This window comes from Pseudomonas sp. WS 5059 (assembly GCF_012985525.1).
GTDB lineage: Bacteria > Pseudomonadota > Gammaproteobacteria > Pseudomonadales > Pseudomonadaceae > Aquipseudomonas.
Window position 1 is genome coordinate 257,307 of the sequence record NZ_JAAQWO010000004.1, and the last position, 19,653, is coordinate 276,959.

At 62.1% G+C, this 19,653-nt stretch carries 15 protein-coding genes and 2 pseudogenes; 11 read left to right on the forward strand and 6 right to left on the reverse strand.

Annotated features, from left to right (window positions below; translation table 11 throughout):
- The first annotated feature begins 67 nt into the window (after positions 1-67).
- From HBO12_RS13560 to HBO12_RS13610, 11 genes and pseudogenes are all read left to right on the forward strand, one after another.
- Entirely contained in the window at positions 68-1,477 is a 1,410-nt protein-coding gene (locus tag HBO12_RS13560; RefSeq protein WP_170042375.1) for an amino acid permease, read from the forward strand.
- 15 nt (positions 1,478-1,492) lie between these two features.
- Positions 1,493-2,698, forward strand: a complete 1,206-nt coding sequence (gene hutI / locus HBO12_RS13565; protein ID WP_170042376.1) for an imidazolonepropionase — start codon at positions 1,493-1,495, stop codon at positions 2,696-2,698.
- Positions 2,699-2,727: 29 nt separating this feature from the next.
- The gene (gene hutG, locus HBO12_RS13570) at positions 2,728-3,528 is read left to right on the forward strand and encodes an N-formylglutamate deformylase (RefSeq protein ID WP_170042377.1); all 801 of its coding nucleotides are present in this window, start codon (positions 2,728-2,730) and stop codon (positions 3,526-3,528) included.
- 256 nt (positions 3,529-3,784) lie between these two features.
- A complete protein-coding gene (gene pip, locus HBO12_RS13575; RefSeq protein WP_169955669.1) occupies positions 3,785-4,756 on the forward strand; it encodes a prolyl aminopeptidase in 972 nt (323 codons plus the stop codon).
- A complete protein-coding gene (gene dtd, locus HBO12_RS13580) occupies positions 4,753-5,190 on the forward strand; it encodes a D-aminoacyl-tRNA deacylase (protein WP_169955670.1) in 438 nt (145 codons plus the stop codon). Before pip ends, dtd begins: the two co-directional genes overlap by 4 nt.
- Before the next feature lie 267 nt (positions 5,191-5,457).
- Positions 5,458-7,194 carry a glucan biosynthesis protein G gene (locus HBO12_RS13585; protein ID WP_346266880.1) on the forward strand — a complete coding sequence of 579 codons (1,737 nt, stop codon included), beginning with the start codon at positions 5,458-5,460 and terminating at the stop codon, positions 7,192-7,194.
- Positions 7,187-9,831 (forward strand): annotated as a pseudogene (gene mdoH, locus HBO12_RS13590) (glucans biosynthesis glucosyltransferase MdoH). The gene HBO12_RS13585 and the pseudogene mdoH overlap by 8 nt, the downstream one beginning before the upstream one ends.
- 155 nt (positions 9,832-9,986) lie before the next feature.
- Positions 9,987-10,784, forward strand: a complete 798-nt coding sequence (locus HBO12_RS13595) for a transporter substrate-binding domain-containing protein (protein WP_169955673.1) — start codon at positions 9,987-9,989, stop codon at positions 10,782-10,784.
- A gap of 222 nt (positions 10,785-11,006) precedes the next feature.
- Positions 11,007-11,804 (forward strand): transporter substrate-binding domain-containing protein, encoded by a 798-nt coding sequence (locus HBO12_RS13600; RefSeq protein WP_032862246.1) that lies wholly within the window; start codon positions 11,007-11,009, stop codon positions 11,802-11,804.
- A gap of 123 nt (positions 11,805-11,927) precedes the next feature.
- The gene (locus HBO12_RS13605; RefSeq protein WP_169955674.1) at positions 11,928-12,887 is read left to right on the forward strand and encodes an amino acid ABC transporter permease; all 960 of its coding nucleotides are present in this window, start codon (positions 11,928-11,930) and stop codon (positions 12,885-12,887) included.
- Positions 12,880-13,614, forward strand: a complete 735-nt coding sequence (locus HBO12_RS13610; protein WP_057437198.1) for an amino acid ABC transporter ATP-binding protein — start codon at positions 12,880-12,882, stop codon at positions 13,612-13,614. Before HBO12_RS13605 ends, HBO12_RS13610 begins: the two co-directional genes overlap by 8 nt.
- Positions 13,615-13,629: 15 nt before the next feature.
- Here the strand turns inward: HBO12_RS13610 and HBO12_RS13615 are convergent, their stop codons facing one another.
- From HBO12_RS13615 to tatB, 6 genes and pseudogenes are all read right to left on the reverse strand, one after another.
- A complete protein-coding gene (locus HBO12_RS13615) occupies positions 13,630-15,537 on the reverse strand; it encodes a methyl-accepting chemotaxis protein (RefSeq protein ID WP_170042379.1) in 1,908 nt (635 codons plus the stop codon).
- Positions 15,538-15,724: 187 nt separating this feature from the next.
- Complete coding sequence (locus tag HBO12_RS28750; protein ID WP_407073435.1) at positions 15,725-16,597, reverse strand: methyl-accepting chemotaxis protein; 873 nt, start codon at positions 16,595-16,597, stop codon at positions 15,725-15,727.
- Positions 16,598-16,627: 30 nt separating this feature from the next.
- A pseudogene (locus HBO12_RS28755) lies at positions 16,628-17,641 on the reverse strand (methyl-accepting chemotaxis protein); the annotation flags it as partial.
- A gap of 104 nt (positions 17,642-17,745) precedes the next feature.
- The gene (locus HBO12_RS13625; protein ID WP_170042380.1) at positions 17,746-18,453 is read right to left on the reverse strand and encodes a 16S rRNA (uracil(1498)-N(3))-methyltransferase; all 708 of its coding nucleotides are present in this window, start codon (positions 18,451-18,453) and stop codon (positions 17,746-17,748) included.
- The gene (tatC, locus tag HBO12_RS13630) at positions 18,450-19,241 is read right to left on the reverse strand and encodes a twin-arginine translocase subunit TatC (protein WP_170042381.1); all 792 of its coding nucleotides are present in this window, start codon (positions 19,239-19,241) and stop codon (positions 18,450-18,452) included. Before tatC ends, HBO12_RS13625 begins: the two co-directional genes overlap by 4 nt.
- Positions 19,238-19,645: a Sec-independent protein translocase protein TatB gene (tatB, locus tag HBO12_RS13635; RefSeq protein WP_170042382.1), complete on the reverse strand. Its 408-nt coding sequence runs from the start codon at positions 19,643-19,645 to the stop codon at positions 19,238-19,240. The genes tatC and tatB overlap by 4 nt, the downstream gene beginning before the upstream one ends.
- Between the last annotated feature and the right edge of the window lie 8 nt (positions 19,646-19,653).

A 19,653-nucleotide genomic window follows, 5' to 3' on the forward strand; every position in this document is an offset into this window, starting at 1 on the left:
ACAGCTCCCACAGGTGATCGCCCATAGGTTCGGATTCTCTCTGGATAACAATAATTAGGGACGAGAAATGCACCAGCAAGCGCAAGGTCTCAAACGCGGGCTGACCGCCCGCCATATTCGCTTCATGGCACTGGGGTCGGCGATCGGCACCGGGTTGTTCTACGGCTCCGCCTCGGCCATCCAGATGGCTGGCCCGGCGGTGTTGCTGGCCTACCTGATTGGTGGCGCTGCCGTGTTCATGGTGATGCGCGCCCTCGGGGAAATGGCCGTGCACAATCCGGTGTCCGGCTCGTTCGGCCAATACGCCAGCACTTACCTGGGCCCGATGGCCGGTTTTATTCTCGGCTGGACCTACGCCTTCGAGATGATCATCGTCTGCCTGGCAGACGTCACCGCCTTTGGCATCTACATGGGCTTCTGGTTTCCCGAAGTCGCACGCTGGGTCTGGGTGCTCGGCATCGTCCTGCTGATCGGCGGGCTGAACCTGTGCAACGTCAAGGTATTTGGCGAAATGGAGTTCTGGCTGTCACTGCTCAAGGTCGGCGCGATTGTCGCAATGATCCTCGGCGGGTTCGGCATCATGCTGTTCGGCGCGCATTCGGCCGGCGAAGCCCCGGCCACCGGGTTGAGCAACCTCTGGGCCCATGGTGGCTTCATGCCCAATGGCGTGGGCGGGCTGATCGCCTCGTTTGCGGTGGTGATGTTTGCCTTTGGCGGCATCGAAATCATCGGCATCACCGCCGGTGAAGCCAAGGACCCGCAGCGGGTGATCCCCAAGGCGATCAACGCGGTGCCGCTGCGCATCCTGCTGTTCTACGTGCTGACCCTGTTTGTGCTGATGGCCATCTACCCATGGCCGCAGATCGGCAGCCAGGGCAGCCCATTCGTGCAGATCTTCAGCAACCTGGGGATTGGCTCGGCGGCGACCATCCTCAATATCGTGGTGATCTCGGCGGCCGTCTCGGCCATCAACAGTGACATCTTCGGCGCAGGCCGCATGATGTACGGCCTGGCCCAGCAAGGGCAGGCGCCCAAGGGCTTTGCGCAACTGTCGCGCCACGGTGTGCCATGGATGACCGTGGTGGTGATGGGCGCGGCGCTGCTGGGCGGTGTGGTGTTGAACTACCTGATCCCGGAAAACGTGTTCCTGGTGATTGCCTCGATTGCCACCTTCGCTACCGTGTGGGTATGGCTGATGATCCTGGTCACGCAGGTGGCAATGCGCCGCTCGATGACCCGCGAGCAGATCGCCGAACTGAAATTCCCGGTACCGTTCTGGCCCTATGCGCCGGCGGCGGCCATTGTGTTCATGCTGTTTATTTTTGGCGTGCTGGGCTACTTCCCGGACACCCAGGCCGCGCTGCTGGTAGGCGCCGTATGGATCGTGTTGCTGGTCCTCGCCTACCTGCTGTGGGTCAAGCCCGCAGCCGGGCAAGCGGCCAAGGTCAATTACGACCCGGCTTTGTCTCACCGATAACTTAGGGAGGCGTTGATGAAAACGCTTTGGCAACACTGCCACATCGCAACCATGGCCCGGGGCGAGTACTCGATCATCGAGGATGGCGCCATGGTCACGGCCGGTTCGCTGATCGAGTGGATCGGCCCCCGTGCCGAGCTACCGCCTGGCGACTACGGGCAGACCCATGACTTGCAAGGGGCGTGGGTCACGCCGGGGCTGATCGACTGCCATACCCACACGGTATTTGGCGGCAACCGCAGCGGCGAATTCGAGCAGCGCCTGCAAGGCGTGAGCTACGCCGAGATCGCGGCGGCCGGCGGCGGCATCGCCAGCACCGTGCGCGCCACGCGTGCGGCGACGGAAGACGAGCTGTTCGACAGCAGCCGCAAGCGCCTGCGCAGTTTGCTGCGTGACGGCGTGACCACGGTAGAGATCAAGTCCGGCTACGGCCTGGACCTTGCCAACGAGCGCAAGATGCTGCGGGTGGCCCGGCGCCTGGGGCAGGAGTTGCCGGTCAGCGTACGCGCCACGTGCCTGGCGGCCCATGCGTTACCGCCGGAGTACAAGGATCGCGCCGATGACTACATCGAACACATCTGCAACGAGATGCTGCCGGCCCTGGCAGCAGAAGGCTTGGTGGATGCGGTGGATGCGTTCTGTGAATACCTGGCGTTTTCCACCGAGCAGGTGGAGCGCGTGTTCAAAGTCGCGCAGCGCTTGGGCTTGCCGGTAAAACTGCATGCCGAGCAACTGTCGTCGCTGCATGGCTCAAGCCTGGCGGCGCGGTATCAGGCGCTGTCGGCGGACCACCTGGAGTTCATGATCGAAGAAGACGCCATCGCCATGGCCGCTGCCGGCACCGTCGCCGTGTTGCTGCCGGGCGCGTTCTACTTTTTGCGCGAAACCCAGTTGCCGCCGATGGATGCCTTGCGCAAGCACGGGGTGAAGATCGCCATCGCCAGCGACCTCAACCCCGGCACCTCGCCGGCCTTGTCCGTGCGGCTGATGCTGAACATGGCCTGCACCCTGTTTCGTATGACCCCGGAAGAAGCCCTGGCCGGCGCCACCCGACATGCCGCCACGGCACTGGGCATGGGCGACACCCACGGCTCGCTGGAAGTGGGCAAGGTCGCGGATTTTGTCGCCTGGCAGATCGATCGCCCCGCCGACCTGGCCTACTGGCTGGGCGGCGAGCTGGATAAACGCGTCGTGCGCCATGGCGTCGACGTCGATGTGTAAGGCTGCCTTTGTGAGTAAGGAGTACTGCTGTGGATAAGGTTCTGAACTTCAAACAAGGCCGTGTGCCGCTGCTGATCAGCATGCCCCATGCCGGCCTGCGCCTGACGCCTGCGGTTGCAGCGGGCCTGATCCCCGAGGCGCAAAGCCTGCCGGATACCGACTGGCATATCCCCACGCTGTACGACTTTGCCCAGGAACTGGGGGCCAGCACCCTGGCGGCCGAGTATTCGCGGTTTGTCATCGACCTGAACCGGCCGTCTGACGATAAGCCGTTGTATGTCGGCGCGACCACCGGCCTGTTTCCCGCGACGCTGTTTGATGGCGTGCCGTTGTTTATCGAAGGCAAGGAGCCGTCGAAGGCGGAGCGGGCGACCTACCTGGAGCAGATCTGGACGCCTTATCACCAGACCCTGCAACAGGAACTGGCACGGCTCAAGGCTGAATTTGGCTACGCGTTGCTGTTCGACGCCCACTCGATCCGCTCGGTGATCCCCCACCTGTTCGACGGCAAGTTGCCGGACTTCAACCTCGGCACCTTCAATGGCGCCGCCTGCGACCCCGAGTTGGCCAGCCAGCTGCAAGCCATCTGTGCGGCGCATCCGCAGTACAGCCATGTGCTGAACGGACGCTTCAAGGGCGGGCATATCACCCGGCACTACGGCAACCCGGCGCAGGGTATTCATGCGGTGCAGCTGGAGTTGGGGCAGTGCACGTATATGGAGGAGTTTGAGCCGTTCAGGTATCGGCAGGATTTGGCCGAACCGACGCGGGTGGTGTTGAGGCAGTTGCTGCAAGGGCTATTGGCCTGGGGCCAGAAGCACTACACCTGAGGCAACGAAGATCAAACTGTGGGGAGCGGGCTTGCGCGCGACGGCGGTCTGTCAGTTCACGAATATGTCGACTGATACGCCGCTATCGCGAGTAAGTCCGCTCCCACACGTGGTTGCGTGAACCTTCCTGGCTGATCGCTGACCCAGGTCCAGGCCTTCAAGGACATGCTCATTGCACAATTCGGGTTTATGATGCCAGACGGCAAAATAATAGACGTCCCCCCAGGGATGGAACCGACCCCTTACGGAGTGCGCAATGCAGACTTTGTACCCGCAGATCAAACCCTACGCCCGGCACGATCTGGCCGTCGATGAAACCCACACGCTGTATGTCGACGAAAGTGGTTCCCCGCAAGGTTTGCCCGTGGTCTTCATCCACGGTGGCCCCGGCGCCGGTTGTGATGCCAACAGCCGCTGCTATTTCGATCCCAACCTGTACCGCATCGTCACCTTTGACCAGCGTGGTTGCGGGCGCTCCACGCCACGGGCCAACCTGGAAAACAACACCACCTGGGATCTGGTCGCTGACCTTGAGCGCATTCGCGAGCACTTGGGCATCGAAAAGTGGGTGCTGTTCGGCGGCTCCTGGGGCTCGACCCTGGCCCTGGCCTATGCGCAAACCCATCCCGAGCGCGTGCATGGCCTGATCGTGCGCGGCATCTTCCTGGCCCGCCCCCAGGATATCCAGTGGTTCTACCAGGCCGGCGCGAGCCGCCTGTTCCCGGATTACTGGCAGGACTACATCGCGCCCATCCCGCTGGAAGAGCGCGACGACATGATCAGCGCCTATCACAAGCGCCTCACCGGCAACGACCAGATCGCCCAGATGCATGCCGCCAAGGCCTGGTCCACCTGGGAAGGCCGCATGCTGGGCCTGTGCCCCAGCCCGCAGTTGATCGAACGCTTCTCCGAGCCTCAGCGCGCCTTGTCGATTGCGCGTATCGAGTGCCACTACTTCACCAACAACTCGTTCCTGGAGCCCAACCAGCTGATTCGCGACATGCACAAGATCGCCCATCTGCCGGGCATCATCGTCCATGGCCGCTACGATATGATCTGCCCGCTGGATAATGCCTGGGAGCTGCACCAAGCCTGGCCCAACAGCGAGCTGCAGGTGATCCGCGAGGCGGGCCACGCAGCGTCCGAGCCGGGCATCACCGATGCATTGGTGCGTGCCGCGAGCCAGATGGCACGGCGTCTGCTTGATCTGCCCCCTGAAGAAGCATGAAGGGCCTTTTGCAGCGGGTGCGTGGCGCCCGGGTCGAAGTGGCAGGGCAAGTGGTGGGCGCGATAGACCAGGGTTTGCTGGTACTGGTGGCCGTCGAGCCTTCAGATACAGCGGCCAGTGCCGACAAGCTGTTGCATAAGCTGCTTAACTATCGGGTGTTCAGTGACGACGAGGGCAAGATGAACCTGTCGTTGAAGGACGTTGGCGGCGGTTTGCTGCTGGTGTCGCAGTTCACGCTGGCGGCCGATACCAAGAGCGGCCTGCGGCCCAGCTTCTCCACAGCGGCGCCTCCGGAAGTGGGCGAGGCACTTTTCGAGCACTTGTTGCTACAAGCGCAACAATTGCATGGCACTGTGGCGTCGGGGCGTTTTGGCGCGGATATGCAGGTGCATTTGGTCAATGACGGCCCGGTCACCTTCCTTTTACAGACCTGATTGTATGAAAAACGACTTTTAATGCGCAAAAACGCAAGTTTTCGCTACAAATACTTCGCTGCCCCTGCTGCGTTATCTCACCGGCTACTAGATAATCGCGCGCTACGGGGATCAGCGTAAATTGATCCATTTTTGACTTAGGTAGAGACTTGTCCGCTCGCCCGTGGGGAATCATTTAGCCCCATCGGAGTCGGAACAATGCTCGCCAACCTGGCATATAGATAGCTGGCCGTTGGTTTTTTGATCTGTTTTCGGCGAGGGTTGCTCGTGATTGTTAGTCCCTGTAATGCACCAAAATTGTCTGCCAAACGGTTACGAAACGCACTGGTGACGGGCTCTGCCCTGTTTTGCCTGTTCGGCGCGGGTCAACTGTGGGCATTCAGTCTGGACGATGTGTCGGCAAAGGCAAAAGAGCTGGCCGGGCAGAAATACGAAGCCCCGCGCAGCAATCTGCCGAACGAATTCCGCGAAATGAAGTTCGCTGACTACCAGAAAATTCGTTTCCGCAATGAAAAAGCCGAGTGGGCCGATCAGAAAACCCCGTTCAAGCTGTCCTTCTATCACCAGGGCATGCACTTCGACACGCCGGTGAAGATCAACGAAATCACCGCGACTGACGTCCAGGAAATCAAGTACGACCCGACTCGTTTCGATTTCGGCGACGTCAAGTTTGATCCAAAAGCCACCGACCAGCTGGGTTATGCCGGCTTTCGCGTGCTGTACCCGATCAACAAGGACGACAAGCAAGACGAAATCATGACCATGCTCGGCGCCAGCTATTTCCGCGTCGTGGGCAAGGATCAGGTCTACGGCCTGTCCGCCCGTGGCATGGCGATTGATACCGCGCTGCCGTCCGGCGAAGAGTTCCCGCGTTTCACCGAGTTCTGGATCGAGCGTCCAAAGCCGGGTGACAAGCACCTGGTGATCTTTGCCCTGTTGGACTCGCCACGGGCCACCGGCGCCTATCGCCTGATCCTGCGCCCGGGCACCGACACCATTGTCGACGTCAAGTCGCAGATGTTCCTGCGCGACAAGGTCAGCAAGCTGGGCGTTGCCCCGTTGACCAGCATGTTCCTGTTCGGCGCCAACCAGCCGTCCAAAGTGCTCAACTACCGTCGCGAACTGCACGACTCCAGCGGCCTGTCGATCCATGCCGGCAACGGCGAGTGGATCTGGCGCCCGCTGAACAACCCAAAACACCTGTCGGTCAGCAACTTCTCGGTAGAAAACCCGCGTGGTTTCGGCCTGTTGCAGCGTGGTCGCAACTTCAGCCAGTACGAAGACCTCGACGACAACTACGACAAGCGCCCAAGCGCCTGGATCGAGCCTGAAGGCGACTGGGGCAAGGGCTCCGTCGATTTGGTAGAGATCCCGACTGCCGATGAGACCAACGACAACATCGTTGCCTTCTGGAGCCCGGCCGAACTGCCCAAGCCCGGCGAGCCGCTGGATATCGCCTACCGCCTGCACTGGACTCTCAACGATGCACCGTTCCACTCGCCGGACAGTGCCTGGGTCAAGCAGACCCTGCGTTCTACTGGTGATGTGAAACAGTCCAACCTGATCCGCCAGCCAGACGGCAGCGTGGCCTATCTGGTGGACTTCGAGGGCCCGTCCCTCAAGGCCCTGAAGCCAGATGCGGCAGTGCGCAGCCAGGTCAGCGTCGGTGAAAACGGCGAAGTCGTGGAAAACAGCGTGCGCTACAACCCGCACACCAAAGGCTGGCGCCTGACCCTGCGCTTGAAGATCAAGGATGCGGGCAAACCGACCGAAATGCGTGCGGCCCTGGTCCAGGACATCGTCAAGCCTGAGCCAGAGCAGGCTTCCACCCAAGTCCTGAAGGCTGACAAAGTCCTGGCCAAGCAACACGAGAAACACGCCAAGAAAGACGCCAAGGACAAGCAAGACAAGCAGCCAGAAGCTGCCCCAGCCACCCCGGAGCCAGTCAAGACAGAACAAGTCCTGACCGAAACCTGGAGCAATCAGTTGCCTGCCGATGAGTAACTCCCAAGTCCAGCCAGAGACTCTTGCCGAGTACCTGGCGCATCTTCCGATGACCGACGAGCAGCGCGCCGAACTGGCGGGCTGCAAGTCCTTCTCCGAACTGCACGAGCGCCTGTCGTCGTCGACCTTTGACGCCCCGGTGGACGCGGCGCAGGCCTCGGTTGGCCGAAGGCTCACCCTCAACACGGCCGAGGAGCTAGAGGAAGCCGAAATGCTGGTGCTCGACGCCAGCGGTCGGGTTTGCCTCAAGGCCACGCCGCCGATCCGGCGTACCAAAGTGGTGCCCGAGCCTTGGCGCACCAATATCCTGGTACGTGGCTGGCGCCGGCTGACCGGCCGTAGCAACCCGCCTGCGCCGCCCAAAGACGAGCGCGTGCTGCCGGCTGCGCGTTGGCGCACCGTGGGTTCGATCCGCCGCTATATCCTGCTGGTGCTGATGCTCGGCCAGACGATCGTGGCCGGCTGGTACATGAAAGGCATCATGCCGTACCAGGGCTGGTCCTTCGTCGACTTTGACGAGGTGCGCAACCAGACCCTGCTGCAAACTGCCACCCAGGTCCTGCCCTACGCCCTGCAAACCAGCATCCTGATCATGTTCGGCATCCTGTTCTGCTGGGTTTCGGCGGGTTTCTGGACTGCGCTGATGGGTTTCCTTGAGTTGCTTACCGGTCACGACAAGTACCGGATCTCCGGGAAAAGCGCCGGCGACGAGCCAATCCCGAAAGAGGCCCGTACCGCGCTGGTCATGCCGATCTGCAACGAAGACGTGCCCCGGGTGTTTGCCGGCCTGCGCGCGACCTTCGAGTCGGTCGCTGCCACTGGCGATCTGGATCGTTTCGACTTCTTTGTGCTCAGCGACAGTAACGACGCCGACATCTGCATCGCCGAACAGCAAGCCTGGCTCGACGTCTGCCGCGAGGCCGGTGGCTTTGGCAAGATTTTCTATCGCCGCCGTCGTCGTCGCGTCAAACGCAAGAGCGGCAACCTTGACGACTTCTGCCGTCGCTGGGGCGGTGACTACAAGTACATGGTGGTCCTCGACGCCGACAGCGTGATGAGCGGCGAATGCCTGACCAGCCTGGTGCGCCTGATGGAAGCCACGCCGGACGCCGGGATCATCCAGACCGCGCCACGTGCCTCGGGCATGGACACCCTGTATGCGCGCATGCAGCAGTTCGCCACCCGCGTCTACGGCCCGCTGTTCACCGCGGGCCTGCACTTCTGGCAGTTGGGCGAATCCCACTACTGGGGCCACAACGCGATCATCCGCATGAAGCCGTTTATCGAGCACTGCGCCCTGGCGCCGTTGCCCGGCAAAGGTGCGTTTGCCGGCTCGATTCTTTCCCACGACTTCGTTGAAGCTGCGCTGATGCGCCGTGCCGGCTGGGGCGTGTGGATTGCCTATGACTTGCCGGGCAGCTACGAAGAACTGCCGCCCAACCTGCTGGACGAACTCAAGCGTGACCGTCGCTGGTGCCACGGTAACCTGATGAACTTCCGCCTGTTCCTGGTCAAGGGCATGCACCCGGTACACCGTGCGGTGTTCCTCACTGGCGTGATGTCGTACCTGTCGGCGCCGTTGTGGTTCCTGTTCCTGGTGCTGTCCACGGCCCTGCTGGCGGTCAACACACTGATGGAGCCGCAGTACTTCATGGCGCCGCGCCAGTTGTACCCGCTGTGGCCGCAGTGGCATCCGGACAAGGCGGTGGCCCTGTTCTCCACCACCATCGTGCTGCTGTTCCTGCCTAAATTGCTGAGCATCATCCTGATCTGGGCCAAGGGCGCGAAAGAGTTCGGTGGCAAGTTCAAGGTGACTTTGTCGATGCTGCTGGAGATGCTGTTCTCAATGCTGCTGGCGCCGGTGCGGATGATTTTCCACACCCGCTTCGTGCTCGCTGCGTTCCTCGGCTGGGCTGCGACCTGGAACTCGCCGCAACGTGACGATGACTCCACGCCATGGAGCGAGGCAGTCAAGCGCCACGGCCCGCAGACCTTGCTGGGCTTCTTCTGGGCGCTGCTGGTGGTGTGGTTGAACCCAAGCTTCCTGTGGTGGCTGGTGCCGATTGTCGGTTCGCTGATGTTGTCGATCCCGGTCTCGGTGATCTCCAGCCGGGTCAATCTGGGCCTCAAGTCGCGCGACGAAAGCCTGTTCCTGATCCCCGAGGAATACAATCCGCCGCAGGCGCTGCTGTCGACCGACCGCTACACCCACGAAAACCGTTGGCATGCACTGAATGACGGTTTTATCCGGGCAGTGGTCGATCCGCAGCAGAACGCCCTGGCCTGTGCCCTGGCGACCTCCCGCCATGGCCATGCGGAGCCGATTGAGTGGCTGCGCGCCGATCGCGTGCGACATGCCTTGAAAGTCGGCCCCGCGGGCCTGAACAACAACGAACGCGTGGCCTTGCTCAGCGACCCGGTGGCCCTGGGGCGCCTGCATGAGCAAGTCTGGAGCGAGGGGCATGCCGAATGGCTTGGCGCCTGGCGCGAATCGGTCAAGGCCGACCCGCATGCGCCGTTGCTGCCGCTCAAGCCGCTGTCATCCCAGGCTCAGCCAGCCTGATTCAGACGCCCCCGGGATTCGTCTCGGGGGCGCTTGAAACGCCCTTCCTACAGCGTTTTTCGCTTCTGCCTTAGCCTTCTAACTTCGATACAAAAGACCCTGGTTCAAGGCGTATTGCCGTGCCTGCCAGTGGGTTAGGATCGCCCCCCAAATCTGACTCGACCGCCTGTGGCTTGCGCTAGACCCGCAACGCACGGTACGCGGCTGCTTAATGAAAAAGGGGCTTTTCATGATCAAGGGTTACTGGTCGATACTGCTGGGTATTGTCGCGTTGCTACAGGTACAGATGGCGCACGCGGGCGCTATTGATGAGGCCGTGCGGCGCGGGGTCTTGAAAGTGGGGACCGACCCCAACTACGTGCCCTTTGAAATGACCGACAAGCAGGGGCGTGTCATCGGCTTTGAAGCTGACCTGCTCGAAGAAATGAGCAATGCCCTGGGGGTGGCGCTGGAATGGGTCCCGGTGGCCTATACCGAGCTGATCCCGGGCCTGCTGGGCGGCCGCTTCGACATGATCGGCAGCGGTATGACCGTAACCCAGGAGCGCAACCTCAAGCTCAACTTCAGCGACTCGTTCATCATCGTTGGCCAGACCGTACTGCTGCACCCGCGCCTGGCCGGCAAAGTCAGCAGCATTGAAGACCTGAACGAAGCCGGCTATCGGATTGCTGCCGCAGACGGCACCACCGGCGAAGCGGCGGCGCGGCGCTTCCTGGGGGCTGCGCAACTGCGCAGCTTTGCCACGGCGGAGGAAGGCGTGCGCCAGTTGGTCGACGGGAGGGTTGATGCCTTTATCCATGATGCACCCTATAACCTGATTGCCCTGGCCAAGCCGCAAAACCGCGAACTGCTGGCCCTGGAGCAGCCCTTCACCTACGAACCCCTGGCGTTTGGATTGCCAAAGGGCGATTACGATAGCCTGAACTGGATCAATCACTTCCTTAATCAGATAGCCCAGGACGGCACCTACGATCGGCTGCATGACAAGTGGTTTCGGGACACGGACTGGTTGTCGGAGATCGAATGATGGTCACAACTGCTTACATAACTCCTAGGGGCTTACCCGTCAGGTCAAGCCGTCTAACTGCGCTTTTCTCCGGGGTTTTGTGGGGTTTTTCTGTCATATCCGCCAACAAATCCCGGCTAGACCTTTGTGCCGGTGGGCGAGTGGGTTAGCATCGCTCCCCGAAGAAATAGTGCAGCCCTGTGAAGGCCTGCATCAAAATAAAATGAGTCAGGGGACTTGGTGATGAAAAAGTATCTTTCGATGCTGATGCTCGGCGTTACGGCCCTGCTGGCAGTCAATACGGCCCAGGCCGGTGCGATTGACGAAGCGGTCAAGCGCGGCACCTTGAAAGTCGGCATGGATCCGACCTACATGCCGTTTGAGATGACCAACAAGCGTGGCGAAATCATTGGTTTTGAAGTCGACCTGCTCAAGGCGATGGCCAAGTCCATGGGGGTCAAGCTGGAACTGGTCTCCACCGGTTACGACGGCATCATCCCAGCCTTCCTCACCGGCAAGTTCGACATGATCGGCAGCGGCATGACCCTGACCCAGGAACGCAACCTGCGCCTGAACTTCAGCGAACCCTTCATCGTGGTTGGTCAGACCCTGCTGATCCGCAAGGAACTGGAAGGCACCATCAAGTCCTACAAAGACCTGAATGACGAGAAGTACCGCCTGACCTCCAAACTCGGCACTACGGGTGAGATGGTGGCCAAGAAGCTGATCTCCAAGGCCAAGTACCACGGCTACGACAACGAGCAGGAAGGTGTGCTCGACGTGGTCAACGGCAAGGCCGACGCCTTTGTCTACGACGCGCCGTACAACGTGGTTGCCGAGAAAAAAGTCGGCAATGGCAAGCTGGTGTACCTCGAAGAACCCTTCACCTACGAGCCGTTGGCATTCGGTTTGAAGAAGGGCGACTACGACAGCATCAACTTCATCAATAACTTCCTGCACCAGATCCGCAACGACGGCACCTACGATCGCATTCATGACAAGTGGTTCAAGAGCTCCGAGTGGCTCAAGGACATGGAATAAGCTAGAAACCGCGTCGCGCCCATCGCGGGCAAGCCCGCTCCCACATTTGGAATGCATTCCAGTGTGGGAGCGGGCTTGCCCGCGATGGCGGCCTGACAGCCGATACACATCCCGGAACCCGCAATGAAACAGAAAAAAGCCCAATGGTCCTGGCACCTGCTGACCGTGCTGGTGCTGGTCGGCATGGCCGGCGCGTTGTACTACGCCACCTCGCTGATGTCCTACGAATGGCGCTGGAACCGCGTGCCGCAATACTTCGCCTACCAGGCTGAAGAGTCCAAGCGGGCGGCGGATATTTCCACGGTGGTCGAGTTGGTGCGCAAGGGCGACGTGGCGCAAGTCACCCTGCGCAACGACGCCGGCGCCGAACAGCACCTGACGGTGGCCGAAAACAGCCTGCAAGTGGCCCGTGGCGACGATGTGGCCGAGGGCGATGTGATCGGTGTGACCCGGCACTGGGCGCTGGGCCCATTGATGTGGGGGTTGTGGACCACCCTGTGGCTGTCGCTGGTCTCGGGGGTATTGGGCTTGTTCATCGGCCTGGCAACCGGCCTGTGTCGTTTGTCGAATAATCCGACCTTGCGCGATCTGTCGACGATCTATGTCGAACTGGTACGCGGTACGCCGCTATTGGTACAGATCTTCATTTTCTACTTTTTCATCGGCACGGTGCTGAACCTGTCGCGCGAGTTCGCCGGCATCGCCGCGCTGTCGCTGTTTACCGGCGCCTACGTGGCCGAAATCGTGCGTGCCGGCGTGCAGTCGATTGCCCGTGGCCAGGGCGAAGCTGCCCGCTCCCTGGGCTTGAGCGCCAGCCAGTCGATGCGCCATGTGGTGCTGCCGCAGGCCTTCAAGCGCGTGCTGCCGCCGTTGGCCGGGCAATTTATCAGTCTGGTCAAGGACACCTCGTTGGTGTCGGTGATCGCCATTACCGAGCTGCTCAAGAGCGGTCGCGAGGTCATCACCACCTCGTTCTCGCCGTTTGAAATCCTGTTCTGTGTCGCAGGCCTGTACCTGCTGATCAACCTGCCGCTGTCGAAAATGGCCAGCCGGCTTGAGCGGAGGCTCGCCCAAAGTGATTGAAGTGCGCGATCTGGTAAAAGTCTTCGACACCCGTGGGCACGTGGTGCGCGCGGTGGATCACGTCACCACCCAGGTAGCCAAGGGCGAGGTGCTGGTGGTGATCGGCCCGTCCGGCTCCGGCAAATCGACGTTCCTGCGCTGCCTCAACGGCCTGGAAGAGTTCGATTCGGGCTCGGTGAGCATTGATGGCCTGCAACTGGCCGACCCCAAGACCGACGTGAACGCCTATCGCCGGGAAGTCGGCATGGTGTTCCAGCATTTCAACCTGTTCCCGCACATGACCGTGCTGGAAAACCTGTGCCTGGCGCAGAAAGTCGTGCGCAAGCGCGGCAAGAAGGAGCGCGAGGCCAAGGCCCTGGCATTGCTGGAAAAGGTCGGCATCGCCCAAAAAGCCAACGAGTTCCCCTCGCGGCTCTCGGGTGGCCAGCAACAGCGCGTGGCGATTGCCCGGGCGCTGGCCATGGAGCCCAAGGTCATGTTGTTTGACGAGCCCACCTCGGCACTGGACCCGGAAATGGTCGGCGAAGTGCTGGACGTCATGAAGACCCTGGCCCTGGAAGGCATGACCATGGTCTGCGTGACCCACGAAATGGGCTTTGCCCGTGAAGTGGCAGACCGGGTGCTGTTCTTCGATCACGGCAAACTGTTGGAAGACGCTGCACCCGCGCAGTTCTTCGATGCACCGAAGGACCCACGGGCACAGGCGTTCCTGCGCCAGGTTCTGTAACCCACGGGGGCAGGTTCAGACCTTGAACTTGCCTACGCACTGCTGAAGATTCGTGCCCAGCCGTGCCAATTCAATACTCGCCGCCGCCGTCTGTTCGCTGGCAGCGGCGGTTTGCTCCGACACATCCCTGACCTTCAACACGCTGCGATTGATCTCCTCGGCCACCGCACTTTGCTGTTCGGCGGCGGCGGCGATCTGTGGGTTCATTTCCTGGATGACCAGCACAGTGCGCGCGATTTCCGTCAGGGCGTCGCCGGCATTGCGCGTCAGGCCGACGCTGCGGTCGGTCAGGGCGCGGCTGTTGTCCATGATGTCGGCGACCTGTTGCGTGCCGCTGTGCAAGCCGCCGATCAGTTCTTCGATTTCCTCGGCGGACTGTTGGGTGCGCTGGGCAAGGCTGCGTACTTCGTCGGCCACCACGGCAAATCCCTGGCCGGCTTCACCTGCGCGTGCGGCCTCGATCGCCGCATTGAGCGCCAGCAGGTTGGTCTGCTGGGACACCGACTTGATCACCTCCAGCACGCTGCCGATCTTCTGGCTTTCCCGTTGCAGGCCCAGCATCGCCTGGCTGGAGCGCGCCATCTCGTGGGCCAGGTGTTCAATGTGCGCCACCGCATCCGTCACCACCTGGTCGCCCAGTTCGGTCTGCTGATTGGCCTGGCCGGCGGCAATCGAGGCCTGTTCGGCATGCCGCGCGACTTCCTGGGCGGTGGCGAGCATCTGGTTCATGGCGGTCGCCACCTGCTCGGTTTCGTCACGCTGATTATTCACGCCCGCCCGGGTTTGCTCGGTGACGGCCGACAACTCCTCGGCGGCGCTGGCGATCTGCCGGGCATTGTCGCTGATGCTGCCAATCAGCCCCCGCAGGTTCAGGGTCATTTGCGCCATGCTGCATTGCAACTGGCCCAGCTCATCGCGGCGCCGGGTCTGCACATCGTGGCTGAGGTCGCCGTCGGCAATGCGATTGGCCACGGCCAGGGCCCTGCGCAGTGGCTTGACGATCTGCCCGGCGATTATCCAGGCGGCCAGGGCGCCAAAGAGCACGGCCGCAGCGGTAATGGCGAGCGTCTGGGTGCGGGCCTGTTCGGCTTCCCGATTGCGGCGCTGGGCCTGGTCCTGGCTCAACAGGTCACTCTGTACCAGCAGTTGATCCAGCTGCTGCTCCAACTCGTTTTGCGCCGTTTCGGTGGTGAGCTGGTTATCGCGCAGGCGTGCCAGATGGGTGCGCAGGCTGAGCACGGCATTTCTCAATGCGCTGCTGTCCACGGGCAGTTTCTCCACTGCCGCCTGGGCGAGTTCGAGGCTGCGCTCGGCGTCGCTGACGGCCTGGGCATAGGTATCCAGGCTGCTGGCCGCCCAGGCCGGGCTCAGGGCGCGGTCTTCGGCTTGTTCAATGGCCAGGCGCAGGGCTTCGATGGCATCGAGGGCTTTTTCGTCGTCCTGGTCGGGCAGGTCGCTGGCCAGTTGCGCCAGGCTGTCGCTGGTACGGATGGAGCTCTGTTTCAGCTGTTCGCGGGCAGTTTCCCGCTGCTTGACCAGTGATGGCACATCCTTGAGCGTGGTTTTGAACTTGCCTGAAATACTGGCCATGCTCTGCAGGTATTGCAGGGCTTTTGGCGCCTTGAGACGGTTTGACAGCTCGCTCATGTACCCGTCGACCTTGTCCATGGAGACGCTCAATTTATTGAGGCTGGTTGCGTCGTCCAGGGTGCGGTACACGATGCGGTCGGCCCGCACTTGTTCACCGGTCACTGCCAGTTGCGCCAGCACGGTCAGGGTTTGTGAGCGGTAGAGCGAGGCGGCGAGGGACTGCCAGCCAGTCAGGGCGATTACAAGGCTCAGGGCCAGCACCAAGGCAAAACCCAGGGCCAGTTTGAGGGTGACGCTGGTGTTACCCAGCAGTTGAGTCATTCGACGAAGCATGGCCAACCTCCGGCAAGTGAACAAAGGCGTTCGACGTGCCGGGGCGCCGACGGGCGCGGACACATTGAATCCATTTGAACGCTAGTCGGCGTAGGCGCCAGGTGTACCGATCATGGACTGAAAAACGTGTAGGAAATTTCACAAGCTGCGAGCGGCGACCCGGACGGATCGCCGCGAAGGGCAGGGGTCAGACCCGGAAGCGGCCGACCAGTGATTGCAGATGGGTGCCCAGGCGCGCCAGTTCGGTACTGGAGGCGGCAGTCTCTTCGCTGGCTGCTGCGGTCTGCTCGGACACATCGCGTACGTTCAGCACGCTGCGGTTGATCTCTTCGGCCACGGCGCTCTGTTGCTCGGCGGCGGTGGCGATCTGCTGGTTCATCGCCTGGATGGCCGAGACCGTGCGGGTGATGTTCCCCAGGGCATTGCCGGCGCGACGGGTCAGCTCGACGCTGCTGTCGGTGAGGCCGCGGCTGTTGTCCATGATGGTCGCCACCTGCTGGGTGCCGCTTTGCAGGCCAACGATCAGCTCTTCGATCTCTTCGGTGGATTTTTGCGTGCGCTGCGCCAGGCTGCGCACCTCATCGGCCACCACCGCGAAGCCACGGCCGGCTTCCCCGGCGCGTGCCGCTTCAATGGCGGCGTTGAGTGCCAGCAGGTTGGTTTGCTGGGCCACGGACTTGATCACGTCCAGCACGCTGCCGATCTTGTCGCTTTCGCGCTTGAGATGGCCCATGGCCTCGGTGGAATTGCCGACTTCGCCGGCCAGGCGCTCGATCTGGGCGATGGCTTCGCCGACCACCCTGTCGCCTTCGCGGGCTTGTTGGTCGGCGGCGACGGCGGCTTCCGAGGCCTCCTCGGCATTGCGCGCCACTTCCTGCACGGTGGCGGCCATTTCGTTCATCGCGGTGGCGACCTGGTCGGTCTCCACCTTCTGGCTGTTGACCCCGGCGCTGGTCTGCTCGGTAACCGCCGACAACTCTTCGGCGGCGCTGGCAATTTGCGTCACGCCGTCGCTGATCCCGCCGATCAGGTCGCGCAGGCCCATGGTCATGCTTTGCATGGCGCGTTGCAGTTGGCCCAATTCGTCCTGGCGTTGCGAAACCAGATCATGGGTCAGGTCACCGGCGGCGACGCGCTCGGCGACCTTGAGGGTCTGGCTCAGTGGAATCACGATCTGCCGGGTAATCGCCCAGGCCGCCACCATGCCAAAGACCAGCGCCAAGGCGGTGGCCAGCATCAACAGGAACTTGGCCTGTGCGGCGTCGGCGTCGCGGATGATGGTTTGGGAGGCGGTGAGTTTTTTGCTGCGCTCGAACAGCAGGTCACCTTGCTCGGCCATGGCCTTGAGGGCTGCGGCGCTGGCCACCTGGGAATCGCGAAACTGACTGACGGCGGCGAGGTAGGCCTTGAGGGAGTCGCTGGCCTCCTGCAGGTTGGCGCTGTATTGATCCGGCAGTTGGCTGCGCAGGCTGTCGGCGCTCTTCAGGGCGTTGGCAATGGCATCCAGCGCCGGTTGCTCAGCTTCGACCTTGGCGCTGTAGGTATAGCCGCGCACCTGGAAACGCGCCTGCTGGATCAACTTGCTCAGTTCGACCGCGCTGTTGAACTGGGGGACGCTGTCACCTTGCAGCAGGACTTTTTCGATTTCCGCGACGCGCCCGACGGCGTTGTCGGCGGTAGCGCCAAGCTTGCTGCGTGCATCTTCGCGGTGGGCACCGGCCTGGACCATGGCGCCAAAGGCCTGTCGATACTTGGCGACGGCGGCCAACTGCTCATCGATGATGGCGACATCGGCCGGTTGCTCGATCTGGCTGCGCGCGGTCTTCAGGCCGCTGTCGAGTTTATCCATCAGCTCGTTGACCAGCCCCGGGCCTTGTTCGCCACGGCGCATTTCATAGTCCAGCCGGGCCTGGCGCAGGTCTTTGGTGAGTTCGTTGAGGCTGGAAATAAAACCCAGTTTATCGCCACGGCTGATCACGCCACTCAGGCCCGTCCAGCCGGTGAAGGTGATCAGCAGCGTGAGGACCAAGACCAGGCCAAAGCCCACGCTCAGCTTGCGATTGACGCTCACATTCCCCAGTTTTTCAGCTAGCCAACGGTACATGCGGTGAACTCCCCTGAACAAGGCTTGGACTTATCCTGAGGGTATCGGCATGCGAGCGGGATTCTGTAGCGGCACAAAGCCCCGTGGTGTTTGGAGGGGCAGGGTTAGAAGAGGCGGGCGAGCAGGGCGGTCACGGCAGTTTCTACGCGCAGGATCCGCGCGCCCAGTTGCACCGGCTGCAAGCCGGCCTTGGCCAGCAAGTCCACTTCATAGGGAATCCAGCCACCTTCGGGGCCGATGGCCAGGGTCACCGGTTCATCCAGGCCGCGTGGGCAGGCCGGGTAATCGCCGGGATGCCCGACCAGGCCCAGGGTGTCCTGGGCCAGGGCCGGCAGGCGGTCTTCAACGAAGGGCTTGAAGCGTTTTTCGATGACGATCTCGGGCAGCACCGTATCCCGCGCCTGTTCCAGGCCGAGGATCAGTTGCTCGCGGATGGCTTCGGGCTCCAGGAACGGGGTCTGCCAGAAACTTTTCTCGACCCGATAACTGTTGAGCAGCACCACCCGTGGCACACCCATGGACGCTACGGTCTGCAACACCCGACGGAGCATTTTCGGGCGTGGCAGGGCCAGCAGCAGGGTCAGTGGCAACTTGGCCGGTGGCGGCTGGTCGAGGCTGATTTGCAGCTCGGCCTCGCCCGCTTCCAGGCGCAGCAACTGTGCATTGCCCATCAAGCCGCCAATGCGCCCCACGCGCAGGCTGTCGCCGACCGCGGCGCGATGCACTTCTTGCATGTGCACCAGGCGCCGGTCACGCAGCACGACCCGGTCGGGCGCGATAAAGTCGGCCTCTTCAAGCAGCAGCAGGTTCACGATTGGGTCGCTGGCGGCTGGTCGTCATCGGCGGGTTGGTCATCCGGGTGTTCGCCGCGCTTGCTTATCAGGCTGCCAAACAAGATGCCAATTTCAAACAGCATCCACATCGGCACGGCCAGCAAGGTTTGCGAGAAGATATCCGGTGGGGTCAGGATCATGCCGACCACGAAGCAGCCGATGATCACGTACGGGCGGATCTTGCGCAGGTACTTCACGTCGACCACGCCGATCCACACCAGCAGCACCACCGCCACCGGGATCTCGAAGGCCACGCCGAAGGCAAAGAACAGCGTCATCACGAAATCGAGGTAGCTGGTGATGTCGGTCATCATTTCCACACCGGCCGGGGTAGCGGCGGCGAAGAACTTGAAGATCAGTGGGAACACCAGGAAGTAGGCGAACGCCATGCCGGTGTAGAACAGCATGATGCTCGACACCAACAGCGGCACCGCGATGCGTTTTTCATGCTTGTACAGGCCCGGTGCGATAAAGCCCCAGATCTGGTGCAGGATCACCGGGATCGCCAAGAACAGCGACACCATCATCGTCAACTTGAGCGGCGTGAGGAACGGCGAGGACACGTCGGTGGCGATCATCGTCGCGCCCACCGGCAGGTACTCGCGCAGCGGCGTGGAGACGAAGGTGTAGATCTGCTGGGTAAAGGCAAACAGCCCGGCAAAGATCACGAAGATCGCCGCGACACACCGCAGCAGGCGGGTGCGCAACTCGGTGAGGTGCGAGACCAGCGGCATATGCTGGTCGTTTTCCGGTTTATCAGCGCTCATGGGGCTCGCGGCGGCAATGTAGGGTCGTGGGGAGCGGGCGACGCGGCGGGCGTCGGCGCAGGCTCTGCTGGGGGAGCGGGCGTGGCGATCGGGGCTGTCTCGGCCACCGGCGCAATGCTCTGCTCGGCCACCGGCTCAACCGGTGTCGGCGCCTGTTGCTGGGGCGCGAGGATTTTGCGCGCTTCCTGCTCCAGGGACAGAATGTGTTCGTTGTGCAGTTGCCGGCGAATCTCGTCGGCGCCGATTTCCCGTTCAACTTCCTGTTTGATGGCGTTGAAACTGCGTTTCAGGCGCCCGACCCACAGGCCGGCCGTGCGCGCGGCGCCGGGCAGGCGTTCAGGCCCCAGCACCAGCAGGGCAACGAGGCCGACGAGCAGCAGTTCAGAGAAGCTGATACCAAACATTAGTCAGT

Bases quoted from the DNA above. Each gene is read 5' to 3' on its own strand.
- dtd (WP_169955670.1), top strand. From the start codon at position 4,753: ATGAAGGGCCTTTTGCAGCGGGTGCGTGGCGCCCGGGTCGAAGTGGCA.
- HBO12_RS13560 (WP_170042375.1), top strand. From the start codon at position 68: ATGCACCAGCAAGCGCAAGGTCTCAAACGCGGGCTGACCGCCCGCCAT.
- HBO12_RS13615 (WP_170042379.1), bottom strand. From the start codon at position 15,537: ATGCTTCGTCGAATGACTCAACTGCTGGGTAACACCAGCGTCACCCTC.
- HBO12_RS13605 (WP_169955674.1), top strand. From the start codon at position 11,928: ATGAAACAGAAAAAAGCCCAATGGTCCTGGCACCTGCTGACCGTGCTG.
- hutI (WP_170042376.1), top strand. From the start codon at position 1,493: ATGAAAACGCTTTGGCAACACTGCCACATCGCAACCATGGCCCGGGGC.
- HBO12_RS13595 (WP_169955673.1), top strand. From the start codon at position 9,987: ATGATCAAGGGTTACTGGTCGATACTGCTGGGTATTGTCGCGTTGCTA.
- tatC (WP_170042381.1), bottom strand. From the start codon at position 19,241: ATGAGCGCTGATAAACCGGAAAACGACCAGCATATGCCGCTGGTCTCG.
- tatB (WP_170042382.1), bottom strand. From the start codon at position 19,645: ATGTTTGGTATCAGCTTCTCTGAACTGCTGCTCGTCGGCCTCGTTGCC.
- pip (WP_169955669.1), top strand. From the start codon at position 3,785: ATGCAGACTTTGTACCCGCAGATCAAACCCTACGCCCGGCACGATCTG.
- HBO12_RS28750 (WP_407073435.1), bottom strand. From the start codon at position 16,597: ATGCAAAGCATGACCATGGGCCTGCGCGACCTGATCGGCGGGATCAGC.
- HBO12_RS13600 (WP_032862246.1), top strand. From the start codon at position 11,007: ATGAAAAAGTATCTTTCGATGCTGATGCTCGGCGTTACGGCCCTGCTG.